This is a genomic window from Vibrio sp. Vb339 (assembly GCF_902751245.1).
In the GTDB taxonomy this organism is placed as follows: domain Bacteria; phylum Pseudomonadota; class Gammaproteobacteria; order Enterobacterales; family Vibrionaceae; genus Vibrio; species Vibrio coralliirubri.
In genome coordinates this window covers 973,226-986,655 of record NZ_CADDIS010000002.1, presented here as the reverse complement: position 1 = coordinate 986,655, position 13,430 = coordinate 973,226, and the positions used below count along the sequence as shown (strand labels likewise).

At 44.5% G+C, this 13,430-nt stretch carries 9 protein-coding genes; 5 read left to right on the top strand and 4 right to left on the bottom strand.

Annotated features, from left to right (window positions below):
• The first annotated feature begins 102 nt into the window (after positions 1-102).
• The 3 genes from apbC (at position 103) to HRQ85_RS13065 (ending at position 4,310) form a co-directional block, all read left to right on the top strand.
• Complete coding sequence (apbC, locus tag HRQ85_RS13075; RefSeq protein WP_172379807.1) at positions 103-1,179, top strand: iron-sulfur cluster carrier protein ApbC; 1,077 nt, start codon at positions 103-105, stop codon at positions 1,177-1,179.
• 256 nt (positions 1,180-1,435) lie between these two features.
• Positions 1,436-2,077, top strand: a complete 642-nt coding sequence (gene udk, locus HRQ85_RS13070) for a uridine kinase (RefSeq protein WP_004734002.1) — start codon at positions 1,436-1,438, stop codon at positions 2,075-2,077.
• A 106-nt stretch (positions 2,078-2,183) separates the two neighbouring features.
• Positions 2,184-4,310, top strand: coding sequence for an AsmA family protein (locus HRQ85_RS13065; protein WP_172379806.1), 2,127 nt, complete (start codon positions 2,184-2,186; stop codon positions 4,308-4,310).
• 379 nt (positions 4,311-4,689) lie between these two features.
• On the opposite strand, the gene cobO is transcribed toward HRQ85_RS13065, so the two are convergent.
• Complete coding sequence (cobO, locus tag HRQ85_RS13060; protein WP_048610567.1) at positions 4,690-5,295, bottom strand: cob(I)yrinic acid a,c-diamide adenosyltransferase; 606 nt, start codon at positions 5,293-5,295, stop codon at positions 4,690-4,692.
• Between the two features lie 84 nt (positions 5,296-5,379).
• Between cobO and HRQ85_RS13055 the strand changes: the two genes are divergently transcribed.
• Positions 5,380-5,829, top strand: a complete 450-nt coding sequence (locus HRQ85_RS13055) for a low molecular weight protein-tyrosine-phosphatase (protein ID WP_172379805.1) — start codon at positions 5,380-5,382, stop codon at positions 5,827-5,829.
• A 113-nt stretch (positions 5,830-5,942) separates the two neighbouring features.
• On the opposite strand, the gene HRQ85_RS13050 is transcribed toward HRQ85_RS13055, so the two are convergent.
• Positions 5,943-7,490 carry a SulP family inorganic anion transporter gene (locus tag HRQ85_RS13050; protein WP_019823563.1) on the bottom strand — a complete coding sequence of 516 codons (1,548 nt, stop codon included), beginning with the start codon at positions 7,488-7,490 and terminating at the stop codon, positions 5,943-5,945.
• A 258-nt stretch (positions 7,491-7,748) separates the two neighbouring features.
• On the bottom strand, positions 7,749-10,898 hold the full coding sequence (gene rne, locus HRQ85_RS13045) for a ribonuclease E (RefSeq protein WP_172379804.1): 3,150 nt from the start codon (positions 10,896-10,898) through the stop codon (positions 7,749-7,751).
• A 618-nt stretch (positions 10,899-11,516) separates the two neighbouring features.
• Here rne and rluC point away from each other — a divergent pair.
• The gene (gene rluC, locus HRQ85_RS13040; RefSeq protein WP_017054981.1) at positions 11,517-12,461 is read left to right on the top strand and encodes a 23S rRNA pseudouridine(955/2504/2580) synthase RluC; all 945 of its coding nucleotides are present in this window, start codon (positions 11,517-11,519) and stop codon (positions 12,459-12,461) included.
• A gap of 294 nt (positions 12,462-12,755) precedes the next feature.
• On the opposite strand, the gene HRQ85_RS13035 is transcribed toward rluC, so the two are convergent.
• Complete coding sequence (locus HRQ85_RS13035; RefSeq protein WP_172379803.1) at positions 12,756-13,337, bottom strand: Maf family protein; 582 nt, start codon at positions 13,335-13,337, stop codon at positions 12,756-12,758.
• Between the last annotated feature and the right edge of the window lie 93 nt (positions 13,338-13,430).

Below are 13,430 nucleotides of genomic sequence, written 5' to 3'. Positions count from 1 at the left end.
AACGTGTGATACGCCAAGTTATCAGACAAAGGATTCCCCTAGTTTTTTAGGGGTTCAGTCTTCATCTCGTGGGTGATAGCATAAATAAAAAAAGGAGCCCCAATGCGTAACTTTACTTCTAAGCAAGATTTCTGTTCATGGTTGAATGAGTTCGAGTCACCAATCCTCATCCCAGAGTGGGCGCTACATCAAAATATTGTATCGGTTGATCCGCGTGGATCATTTGTTATCACCTTGCCTTTTGCTGCTAATCAGCTTGCAGTTGAACTGGAACAGTGGATCCACTCTCAGATTGAACAACAGCTTGTTAGCGCTTTTCAGTTTGAAGTAAAAGTGAAGCCGTCTGCGCTAGAAACCACAGTCGCGACGCCATTGAAGGGTGTTAAGAATATTATCGCTGTGACGTCAGCAAAGGGTGGGGTGGGTAAATCAACGACTTCAGTAAACCTTGCGCTCGCGTTATCTAAGTCAGGTTCAAAAGTGGGTTTGTTGGATGCGGATATCTACGGTCCATCAGTGCCTATGATGCTCGGCCAACTAGACGCGAAACCAGAAGTACAGAACAACAAATGGATGATGCCAATCGAGGCGCATGGCATTTTCACTCACTCTATTGGCTATCTTGTGTCGAAAGATGATGCGGCAATCTGGCGTGGCCCTATGGCAGCGAAGGCTTTGGGGCAGCTTGTTAATGAAACTGTATGGCCAGAGTTGGATTACCTTGTGATCGACATGCCACCGGGCACCGGTGATATTCAGTTGACGTTGTCGCAACAGATCCCAGTGACGGGCGCAGTAGTGGTGACCACTCCTCAAGATTTGGCATTAGCGGATGCGCGTAAAGGCGTAGCGATGTTCGATAAGGTAAGCGTGCCAGTGGTAGGTTTAGTTGAAAACATGAGCTATCATATTTGTAGTCACTGTGGTGAGAAAGAGCATATCTTTGGTGCTGGTGGTGCTGAAGCCATGTCAGAAGAGTTTTACCTCGATATTTTGGCACAGATCCCTCTTCATATTGATGTGCGAGAAGACATCGATGCAGGTTGTCCGACGGTGATTCGTCGTCCAGACAGTGAACATACACATCACTACTTAGAGCTTGCTGAGAATGTGGCTGCGAAGATGTTCTGGACCGGTAAGGCGAGACCAGAGGCGATTAACTTTTCTTTGGTTGAATAACAAAAGATAATCAAAAGTTGTGTTAATCATGTTGGATTAGATAAACAACGCTTGGATTTAGGCCGATAGCCATTGGGGTTGTGCAAATAGTTGTAGGCAAGTTATTTGAAAGCAAACGATTGTATTCATTAAATGCATTGATATCATCAATTTGACTGCAATTAGCTAAAATGGCGACTAGAATCTATGTGCTTTAGCCCCTATAATCAGGCGGTTTATCTCTTCCCACCACCAAACCATATCGGGTGCAAAATTAATGTCTGATAATAATCAATGTGTCATCGTAGGTATCGCTGGCGCTTCAGCTTCAGGAAAAAGTCTGATTGCTAGTACAATTTATAATGAATTGCGCGAAAAAGTAGGCGACCATCAAATTGGTGTTATCACGGAAGATTGCTATTACAGCGACCAAAGCCACTTGAGTATGGAAGAGCGTGTTAAAACTAACTACGATCACCCAAATGCACTAGATCATGATCTTTTATGTGAACATCTACAGCAGCTAATGAGTGGCAACGCCGTAGAAGTTCCTGAATACAGCTACACAGAGCACACACGTACTTCTGAAACGACTACACTTACTCCAAAGAAAGTGATCATTTTAGAGGGTATTCTGCTTCTAACAGACCCGCGTCTTCGTAAACTAATGCACGCAAGTGTGTTTATGGATACACCATTAGACATCTGTCTACTACGCCGTGTTAAGCGTGATGTAGAAGAGCGTGGTCGTACAATGGACACTGTACTTAAGCAATACCAAGAAACAGTACGTCCAATGTTCATGCAGTTTATCGAGCCTTCAAAACAACATGCAGACATCATCGTTCCTCGTGGTGGTAAAAACCGTATTGCGATTGATGTGCTAAAAGCGCACATTGCGAAGTTGTTGAAGTCTTAATCGAATAAAATTTTGCCTAAGTGACTCACTTAGCTTTATTTTTTACCGAATCAGTGGCACTTTTATAGTGCCACTTTCTTTTGGAATCTAAGCAAGGAATATGCGGATGAAGAAACTACTCATTTTCATAGCTGTACCAGTGTTTGTTGTAATTGCAGCAATTCTGGCACTAGTGCTGTTAGTGAATCCCAACCAATTTAAGCCACTAATTGTCGAACAAGCCCAAAAACACACAGGCCTAGAGCTCGTGATCGAGGGTGATATCAGCTGGCAATTCTTCCCATCCATTGGCTTTGAACTTGGTCAAACTGAATTACGTAATCCTGAAGGGTTCACTCAACCCAACCTATTTAAGGTTGATACGGTTGGTGTTGATGTTTCGGTTACTCCGCTATTTAGCAACCAACTAGAGATAGGTAACATTACTCTAGATGGTGCAGAATTCTATTTAGAAACGCTTAAAGATGGTCGCAAGAACATTGATGCACTAACGCAAGCGTCAGCGCCTCAAGAATCTGAGCCTGCAGTAGACACCAATTCTGAATCAGCTCCTGCCCCTCAAGAGCAAACTACCACAGACGCATCGGGTTGGACGATCAACCTTGCAGGCGTAACTGTATCAAACGCATTGTTTGAAATGGACGACAAGCAAGCGGGTTCATTCACTAAGCTATACGATGTGTCTTTGAATCTTTCTGAGTTTGCCGTTGATACATGGACAACCGCGACGTTTGCGGCTTCTGGTGAAAACAATCAACAGAAGTTCTCTGCACAAGGTAGCGCAGAGTTCAAGTTAGCTGAAGGCTTCGCAAGTTACGCACTTCGTAATATCGACTTAAACGCTAAGTTCAATGATCCATCGACGTCGATTGAGTCAGCAAAAATTGGCCTGAATACGTTTGAGTTCGATAAGGTAAACCAACTGACTTACGCTGTAATCGGTAATGCGGCTGGCCTTGACCTTGATCTTAAAGGTGGCGGTGAACTTACGGTTGATAGCGCGATTTCAAAAGTAACGCTGAACAAATTAACGTTAGACTCAACATTCAAAGGCGACACGCTTCCTCAGTCTCCAATGAAAGTCGACATGCTGTCTGACTTAAGCTTCGATCTTAACAAGAGCCACCTGAGCTTTGTGTTAGAGAAGCTACAAGCTAACGCTATTGCATTAGACGGTAAAGCAGACGTAACCCTATCTGAAATACCAAAGGTTCGTTTCTCTCTTCATAGCCCGAATATTGATTTGGACGAGTTCCTAGGCTTAGGCAATACAACAGAAACAGCGAGCACTGCTCCTTCTGATTCTGCTGGTGGCTCAACGTCAAACTCTGGTAGTTCAGCTCCAGCTAAAGAAGTGGAACCTGATCTGTCGGCTCTGAAAACGTTAGACGTGAAAGGTGACATCACGATTGATAAGTTCAAGGCGAACAACGCGAAGATGCAGAATGTTAAAACGGCATTTTCGGTTAACCGTGGTATCGCAGAGCTAACCTCATTTACCTCGAATCTTTACCAAGGTTCTATTTCAGCTACGGCTAAGCTAGATGCTCGTAAAACACCGGTGACTTACACGGCTAAGAAGAAAATCAAAGGCGTGAAAGTACAACCGTTACTAGTTGATGTTGCAGATAACGATATGCTGGAAGGTACCGGTAATATTGATGTCAACGTGAAAGGTAAGAGTCTGACTCCTACGGGTATCAAGAAAAACCTAGTCGGTACTATCGCGATTAACTTTGAAGATGGTGCAGTTAACGGCATCAACGTAGCTCAACTGATTCGAGAAAACTACGCTAAGATCAAGGGCGAGAAAGTTGAAAGCACAAATGAAGCTCAAAAAACGGACTTCAGTGCAATGAAAGCGATACTGAAAGTGGATAAAGGTTGGGTTTCAACTAACGACTTATCAGCACAGTCGCCACTGTTACGCGTAACAGGTCAAGGTAAAGCAAACTTCATCAATGAAACGGTCGATTTCCTTGTACGTACATCAATTGTGGGTTCACTTGAAGGTCAGGGCGGTAAGAGTATCGACGATCTGAAAGATGTGACAATCCCAATTAAGGTAACTGGCCAGTGGGCTGACCCGAAATTCGCACTTGTTTTTGATGATGTGTTGAAGCAGAAAGCACAGAAAGAAATTGACCGTGGTGTGAACAAGCTAACGGACAAGATCAAAGACGAGAAAACTAAAGAAGCGGTTGATGGTTTATTGAAAGGTTTCTTTAACTAATCTTTGCCTAACTCGCATATAAAAGAAGCGCTATTCCTACTGTAGGAATGGCGCTTTTTTTGGATGCTGATTATTATCCGGGCTTAGTAAGCAAAGAGATTCCCTATGAGACTCGTTCCTCGTTCTAGGGAATGACGATAGGTTGTCGTGCTTTGTTCAAGTACGTGACAGTCTAGTGGTCGTCATCCCGAGAGGTTAGCGTGGATGCATCAGTGCTCACTTTTAGCTAGTCTCGTATCCAAGATATTCCCTATTGCACTCGTCCCTCGTTCTAGGGAGTGACGATCGGTGCTCGTCCTTTATTTAGGGGAGCAACACTGAAGAGTCGTCATCCTCGAGAGGAAGAATGACCGAGTCGGGGATCTCTAGTTGAATGTGATTACCAGTCGACACCTTGCAGTGCTTTAACACCCGATTCGAAAGCGTGTTTCACGTTACGAACTTCAGATACTGTATCGGCCATGTCCGTTAAAGTGCGGTGCGCTCCACGGCCAGTAATGATCACGGACTGCATTTTCGGACGGTTGTTCAGAGCTTCTACCACTTCATCCAGTTCAATGTAGCCGTAACTCACCATGTAAGTCAGCTCATCAAACAGAATTACATCAATCGACTCATCGGCTAGCATACGCTGACACTCTTTCCACACGCGCTGTGCGGCTTCAATATCTTGAGCCTTGTTTTGAGTTTCCCAAGTAAAGCCAGTACCCATCACTTGGAACTCTACATCAAGCTTTTGAAGAACGTTCTTTTCACCGTTATCCCAAGTTCCTTTTACAAACTGAGCAACGGCACACTTCTTACCATGACCAACGGCACGTGTAATCGTACCAAAACCGGATGTTGATTTACCTTTACCGTTACCCGTGATGACCAGCAATAGGCCTTTTACTTCTTGTGCTGCAGCGACACGAGCATCGACTTGTTCTTTTACTTTCTGTTGTCTTGCTTTGTGGCGTTGTTCTTTGTTGTCTTCAGTCGACATAACAAATCCTTTTAAGTTGTGATTGCGCCTATCATAGCCTAACTTAACGATAGTAAAAACCATCGGAAGAACAGGTGATTAGGGATGAAAAAGATACTCGTAGTTTGTATGGGAAATATTTGTCGTTCGCCAACAGGTGAAGCGGTGCTAAGGAAGAAAGCGCAACAGCTGGATATTGACGTTGTGGTCGACTCTGCGGGGACGATTGGTTTTCATCAAGGCAACCCGCCAGACTCGCGTTCCAAATCTGCAGGAGAGAAGCGAGGCTACAGCTTTAAGGGGATAACTTCTCGTAAAGTGGTAGATAATGACTTCGAAGAATTTGACCTGATACTCGCGGCCGATAGGGCGAATCTAGATGACTTAATGAGCCAGTGTCCCGCTCATCTCCAATACAAGCTTGCGTTATTTTTAAGCTTTGGAAAGTCACAATATCAAGAGATCCCCGATCCGTATTATGGTGAGGGAAATGGTTTTGAATTGGTGTTGGATTTAATCGAAGAGTCTAGCGAAGCGATACTGCGTTCAATGTAGTGTAGGAACAATGTTCGTCGTTTGGTGATCAGCGCAAGGGCTGACCGATAGGAATAAAAAAGCCGACATTGAATGTCGGCCTTTCTAAATCTAACTTAAAGTTACAGCTAAGATTACTTAGACATTACTTTGTAGATTGGGTCTTCTGCAACGTTCGCTTCAACTAAGCTACCTGCTTTGTGCAGCATAGCAACACAGTCTTGGCTTAGGTGGCGAAGGTGAAGTGTTTTACCTAGCGCCGCGTAACGGTCAGCAATCGTATCGATCGCTTCAATTGCAGAGTGGTCAGTCACGCGTGAGTTTGCGAAATCAACGATTACATCTTGTGGATCGTTGTAAGCGTCAAACAACTCAAGGAAGTTAGCCGTTGAACCAAAGAAGATTGGGCCGTTAACTTTGTACTCTTTTGAGCCTTCAGCGTTTACTGATGTATCTGCGTAGATATGTTTAGCATGTTGCCAAGCAAACATTAGCGCAGAAGCAACAACACCAACACCTACTGCTACAGCAAGGTCAGTCAGTACGGTTACTACGGTAACAAGAACGATAACGAAGAAGTCTTGCTTAGGAACGCGACGCGCAAGCTTGAAGGTTGCCCATTCAAATGTGCCGATAACAACCATGAACATTACGCCCACAAGTGCTGCTAGAGGAATCATTTCAATCAGTGCAGAACCGAACAGGATGAACATCAGTAGTGCAACTGCGGCTACGATACCTGAAAGACGACCACGACCACCTGAGTTTACGTTGATCATCGATTGACCGATCATCGCACAACCACCCATCGCACCGAATACAGAACACGTTACGTTAGCCATACCTTGACCAACACATTCACGGTTAGATTGACCACGAGTGTTTGTCATTTCGTCTAGTACTGTCAGTGTCAGCAGAGATTCAATCAGGCCGATAGCCGCAAGGATAATTGCGTAAGGCAGGATGATCTGTAGTGTCTCTAAAGAAAACGGAACAGCAGGAATTGAGAATGTTGGTAGAGAGCCCGCTAGCGTAGCAGCTTCGTCACCAGACATTGTACGTAGGAAGTCGACAACAGTGCGAGTTTCAAGGTCAAGACCCACAACCAAAGCTGTTACTGTAACAATAGCAACCAATGAAGATGGTACTGCTGTTGTTAGCTTAGGTAGGAAATGGATGATAGCCATTGTAAGGGCTACTAGACCTAGCATTAGTGTCATTTGACCGCTTGGTAACCAAGTCAACGCACCTGTTACGTCTGGTGCTTTAAATTGACCAAGCTGAGCTAGGAAGATAACAATGGCCAAACCGTTCACGAAACCAATCATTACTGGGTGTGGAACGATACGGATAAATTTACCTAGTTTAAATACACCCGCTGCAATTTGCAGAAGGCCAGCCAGCATAACGGCTGCGAATAGGTATTGAACACCATGGGTTGCCACTAGGCTCACCATTACCACGGCCATTGCGCCAGTTGCACCAGAAATCATACCTGGACGACCGCCAAAGACAGAAGTGATTAAACCTACGATGAATGCTGCGTAAAGACCAACCATTGGGTCAACGCCAGCAACAAAGGCGAATGCTACAGCTTCAGGTACCAGAGCTAGGGCTACTGTAAGACCTGAAAGCACGTCATTCTTTACAGAGTGCTTTGAAAATTGTGGGAATTCGAACATGTTTGCTCAGCTATGCTTAAGATGGATTTACCGACACGGGTGTATTGCGTAGCCAAACAGTGATGGAAAAGAGCGGCAATAGCGAAGTGTCGAAAAGATAAGTGCGCGAATGCTACCCAAAAATGTGATTAAGTTCAAGGTTGAACCTAACTTTGAGTAATATATCTGTTAATTTTTATTCGATTAGTAGATATGAAAAAGGCTGCTTTAATAAGCAGCCTTTGATTCTATTTACTTGCGATTATCTATCAGTAATCACTAGTAGTTTGGCTTAGTCATCGCCGCGCCAGCTTTGTTCGACGCTGCCTGACTGCCTGCACCTTTCGATACAAAACGTTCAGTGCGGAACGGAGCTGCAATCACTTCAATCTCTTTGATCTCTTGAGGACCAGGAGCTTTAGTCATTGGTGAACCGGCTTGCTTCTTAGCAACAACTGCTTTTGGTGCTGCTTTAGGAGCTTCTGCTTTTACAACAGGTGCTTCTTCAACTTTTGCACTTTCAGCTTTAGGCGCTTCAGCTTCAACAACTGGTGTTGCTTCTGCTTGCACAGCTTCTGCTACAACAGGCGCTTCAACTTTCGTCGCTTCTGCAATCACTGGAGCTTCAACTTTCGCAGTTTCAACAACCACTGGTGCTTCTTCAACGACTGCAGGAGCTTCAACTACAGCAGGAGTCTCAGCTACTTGAGCTTCAACAGCAGCTTCTTCGCGACGGATAATCACTTTACCCATTGCAAGCTCTGGACATGCGAAGCCGCCAGCCATTGCTACATTGCTTTGTGGTGCCGTCTCTAGAGCAACATTCTGCTCTTGAACAGATGTTTGAGCTTCAGCTGCTACTTGAACTTCAGCCACTTCAGGTTTTGCCTGCTTGTGGTGAGGTTTTGGAATGAAGCGAGGCATCACTTTACCCATAGCCATCTCTGGAGAAGCTACACCACCTTTACGTAGGCGGAATGGGTTAGGGCGACGATCACGACCGCGACGACGACGTTGACCACTTGCACGTAGGTGACGTGGAGAACGACGGTTACGACGTTGTTTCGGCTCTTCCTGTTCAGTTTGCTCTGCATTCGCTTGAGTTGCTTCTACTTGTTCCGCAACTTTTTGCTCTTGAGCTACTGATTGTTCTTTAGCAATAACCTGCTCTTTTGAAGCATTATCTTCAGCTTGAGCTTGTTGGTCTTTAACACGAACTTGCTTGTTCAGTTTACGACGCTGACGACGCTCTTTAATCTTAGCTGCTTTCGCTTCAGGTTTAGCCTTAGGCGCTTCCGGTTTACCAGCTTGTGCTTCTGCTGCTAGCTGTAGACCTTCTTCTGCTAATTTAGATGGTGCTTGCTCTTCGCGTTGCTTCTGCTCATCACGTGGCTTGTTGCGACGGTCTTGCTTAGGCTTGCGAGGCTGACGAGTTTGCTGTGGAGCTGCTTCTTTTTGCTCTTCAGGCTTCTCATCACGAGCTGGCTTACGACGGCGTTTGTTGTCACGGTTTTCGTTACGATTGTCGCCACGTTCACCACGGTCGTTACGCTGTTCGCCACGCTCACCACGTTGGTTACGACGACGGTTATCGTTACGATCACGGCGTTGACGGTTGCCATTGTTGCGATTGTTTTTAGGTTTCTCTTCTTCTTTCTTCTGTTCTTCTTTTTTCTCTTCTTGAGTTGAAGAGCCAAATAAGAAGCTACCGATAGCTTTGAAGAAACGACCAATTAGGCCTGGTTCTTGAGTCGCTGCTGGTTCAGCTTTCTTCTCTTCTACAGCTTTAGGTGCTGGAGCAGGAGTCGGTGCTGATTGAGCAGGAGCTGCGAAGCCTTTCAGAGCAGGTTCTTCGATCTTCTTAGGACGAATAGTCTGTTCAGCAGGCTCTTTGCTTTCCGCTTCTTTTAGAGCTTCTAGCTTGTTAGGCAGCAAGTAAGACAGTAGATCGAACTCTTCACCTTCACGAACACGGATAACCTCAAAGTGCGGCGTTTCCATGTCTGAGTTAGGAACAACAGTGATCTTAACTTCTTGGTTCTTCTCGATGTGGTTTACTGAGCGACGTTTTTCGTTCAGAAGGTAAGAAGCGATTGGAACAGGCACAACAGCAAGTACTTGTGCTGTGTTGTCTTTTAGAGCTTCTTCTTCAATCAAACGTAGAACAGAAAGTGCTAGAGATTCGTTATCACGAACAACACCAGTACCTGTACAACGAGGACAAATGTGGTGGCTTGCTTCTGCTAGTGATGGGCTCAAACGTTGACGAGACATCTCTAGAAGACCAAAGCGAGAAATACGACCAATCTGAACACGTGCGCGATCTAAACGAACGGCATCACGTAGACGGCTTTCTACTTCACGTTGGTGGCGAACCGGAGTCATATCGATAAAGTCGATTACAACAAGACCACCTAGGTCACGTAGACGTAATTGACGTGCAATTTCATCGGCAGCTTCTAGGTTAGTGTTAAGTGCTGTTTCTTCAATATCGCCGCCCTTTGTTGCACGAGCAGAGTTGATATCGATAGAAGTCAGTGCTTCTGTTGGGTCGATTACGATAGAACCACCAGATGGAAGACGAACTTCACGTTGGAAAGCAGATTCGATCTGGCTTTCAATCTGGTAATGGCTGAATAGTGGCACTTCACCATCGTATTTCTTAACGCGATTCATGAAATCTGGGCGTATTAATTGAATGTGCGCTTGTGCACGTTCAAAAATAGTATTGCTGTCGATTAGAATCTCGCCAATATCACGACGTAGGTAGTCACGAATTGCGCGAACAATAACGTTACTCTCTTGGTGAATTAGGAAAGGAGCTGCGTTTGAATCAGAAGCTTGCTTGATAGCGCCCCAATGGTTCAATAGAACATTCAGGTCCCACTCTAGCTCTTCTGCACTTTTGCCAACACCCGCTGTACGCACGATTAAGCCCATACCTTGAGGAAGCTCAAGAGTACTTAATGCTGCTTTCAGTTGAGTGCGTTCATCACCTTCGATACGACGAGAAATACCGCCAGCACGAGGGTTATTAGGCATAAGAACTAAGTAACTACCAGCTAAAGAGATGAAAGTTGTCAGTGCAGCACCTTTGCTACCACGTTCTTCTTTCTCTACTTGTACGATTACTTCTTGGCCTTCTTTTAGCACTTCTTTAATGCTAGGACGGCCTTGGTATGTATAACCTTCAGGGAAGTATTCGCGGGCAATTTCTTTAAGAGGGAGGAAACCGTGACGTTCTGCGCCGTAATCAACGAATGCCGCTTCTAGGCTTGGTTCAATACGGGTAATACGTCCTTTGTAGATATTCGCTTTCTTTGACTCGTGACCTGGACTTTCGATATCTAGATCGAACAGTCGCTGGCCATCAACCAAAGCGACACGCAACTCTTCTTTTTGAGTTGCGTTAATTAACATTCTTTTCATTTAGAAATTCTCATTGTCTTTTCTTATTTTCATCATTGTTCTTATCGCTTTATTTCGTTTCTCATGGTGCCAGATCCCATGGCTTTATCGGTGCAGCCTCCCGGCTGGAGAGGGATGCTCTGGGGCACGTCAGTCATCATAGGAAGTTAGCCTATGATCCGCGATGTGGCGGTGAATACTCAACATGAGTGTACGTGAGTAGAGCGATAAGGAACTCAGTTGACCGTGTCTTACGCCGATTGCAGCATTGTCTAATCTGAGTTATCTACTCATTTACTTGCTTATGAATGGTTAGCTGTTTAAATAATAGTCAAACCACTGATAGCAGCTGTGAACTATAGCAGCGGTCGGTAAACACAGCAATCTGCTTTGTCGGAATGCTGTAAAAAAAACAGTTTTTGTTTGGGTTTTGATAGCTCTAACTCACTGTCTATAAATAATTTATCAATTGATATTTTAATTTGCAGGAATCTTGATGCTTTTTTGTTCGAAGAATCAAAGAAATATAGAACTTCAACGACCATTTTGGGATAGATCGGTAAGGATTAGGGATAAATAAGTTCGGAATAGGGCTAAGAAAATCTCAATTATCAAAAGTGACAGTGATACAATAGCGCAATGAGCGAAATTAGAACCCAAGTCCAATTCGTCGACATTGACGAAGATATGGCTGGTCAGCGTATTGATAACTTCTTACGCAACCAATTAAAAAACATCCCGAAAAGCATGATTTACCGAATCGTGCGTAAAGGCGAAGTCCGCGTAAATAAAAAACGCATCAAGGCTGAATACAAACTAAAAGCTGGCGATTTAGTTCGTATCCCTCCGGTTACTATTGAAGAGAAAACAGAAGAGAACGTGCCGAGCACGAAACTCAACAAGGTTTCAGAATTAGAACAGTGCATCATTTATGAAGATGATCACATGCTGATTCTTAACAAACCGTCTGGCACTGCTGTTCATGGTGGTAGCGGATTAAAGTTTGGCGCGATTGAAGCATTACGTGCTCTTCGCCCTGATGCTCGCTTTCTTGAATTAGTGCACCGTATCGATAGAGATACGTCTGGCATTTTGCTTGTTGCTAAGAAGCGCTCGGCGCTAAGACACCTTCAAGCACAGTTCCGTGAAAAAACGGTTCAAAAATACTACTTCGCTTTAGTCATGGGCGAATGGAAAAACAGCTGTAAAGTCGTCAATGCACCTTTGTTAAAAAATGAAGTGAATAGCATTGTTCGAGTGAACCCGAATGGTAAAGCTTCTGAAACTCGCTTTAAGGTTTTAGAGAAGTTCCAAGAGGCGACGTTGATTCAAGCTAGCCCAATTACAGGCCGTACACACCAAATTCGTGTGCACGCTCAGTATACTGGTCACCCAATTGCTTGGGATGATCGCTACGGTGATCGTCGTTTTGATGCTTACACGGGCAAGGTTGGTCTTGATCGTCTGTTCCTACATGCAGCAAACATCAAGTTCACACACCCAGGTAGTGAAGAGAAGATGGATATCTCGGCGCCAATGGAAAGAAGGTTAGAGAAAGCCCTAACGGGTTTACGTAAGCTTTAAGAAGATACGAGATACGAGATACGAGATACGAGATACGAGATACGAAGGTATAGAGTGCCTCTAAATTTGTTCTTCAGTACCCATAAATGAGAAAGGTTGACGAATATCGTCAACCTTTTTTGTTGTCATCTGTTGTAGAAGATCCCCAAGTCGTTCGTTCCTAGCTCTTGAGGATGACGACTTTTTAAAATCACGTTCTATATCATTAGCTGGTTAGATAAAATTGCGTGTTCCGTCATTCCCTAGACTGACGAAGGAAGGAGTAGGGAATCTCTAACAAAGAGAGCGTATCCGTTACAGCACACTCATTCCTTGCGCTTCTAACATATCGACGAGATCGATCAGCGGTAAGCCGATCAAAGTATTCGGGTCTTTACCTTCCATTTGTTTAAACAACGCGATGCCTAACCCTTCACACATAAAACTGCCCGCGCAGTAATAAGGCTGTTCTTTCTCAACATAACTTATGATTTGCTGCTCAGTTAAATCGCGGAAATGCACTACAAAGGTGTCGAGACGCGTGTCAGCTTCATTGGTTTCGTTGTTCCAAACCGAAAGCCCTGTATAAAAAGTAATGCTCTTACCGCTTTGACGAGATAACTGCTCGATCGCTTTTTCTCGAGTATGAGGCTTACCTATGATCTCTCCATCAATCACACAAACCTGATCAGAACCGATGACTAGGCTAGGTTGCTCCACAGCACAAGACTTAGCTTTGGTCTCAGCAAGGCGCATCACCAGCTGTTGAGGAGTCTCTTCAGGAAGCGGCGTTTCATCGCAGTCTGGCTTGGCTGTAATGAAGCTTAACTGTAGTTTTTTGAGGATCTCTTGCCTAAATGGTGATGTAGAGGCTAAAACTAGTTGGTAATTTCTCATTTTAATTTACAATTCAAGGAAGCATTTATCTCAGGATAACGTAACTTGTCCTGCTATTCATAATGCTCTGAATAGGAAAGGCAGGAAAGTACA

Bases quoted from the DNA above. Each gene is read 5' to 3' on its own strand.
- apbC (WP_172379807.1), top strand. From the start codon at position 103: ATGCGTAACTTTACTTCTAAGCAAGATTTCTGTTCATGGTTGAATGAG.
- udk (WP_004734002.1), top strand. From the start codon at position 1,436: ATGTCTGATAATAATCAATGTGTCATCGTAGGTATCGCTGGCGCTTCA.
- HRQ85_RS13065 (WP_172379806.1), top strand. From the start codon at position 2,184: ATGAAGAAACTACTCATTTTCATAGCTGTACCAGTGTTTGTTGTAATT.
- cobO (WP_048610567.1), bottom strand. From the start codon at position 5,295: ATGTCGACTGAAGACAACAAAGAACAACGCCACAAAGCAAGACAACAG.
- HRQ85_RS13055 (WP_172379805.1), top strand. From the start codon at position 5,380: ATGAAAAAGATACTCGTAGTTTGTATGGGAAATATTTGTCGTTCGCCA.
- HRQ85_RS13050 (WP_019823563.1), bottom strand. From the start codon at position 7,490: ATGTTCGAATTCCCACAATTTTCAAAGCACTCTGTAAAGAATGACGTG.
- rne (WP_172379804.1), bottom strand. From the start codon at position 10,898: ATGAAAAGAATGTTAATTAACGCAACTCAAAAAGAAGAGTTGCGTGTC.
- rluC (WP_017054981.1), top strand. From the start codon at position 11,517: ATGAGCGAAATTAGAACCCAAGTCCAATTCGTCGACATTGACGAAGAT.
- HRQ85_RS13035 (WP_172379803.1), bottom strand. From the start codon at position 13,337: ATGAGAAATTACCAACTAGTTTTAGCCTCTACATCACCATTTAGGCAA.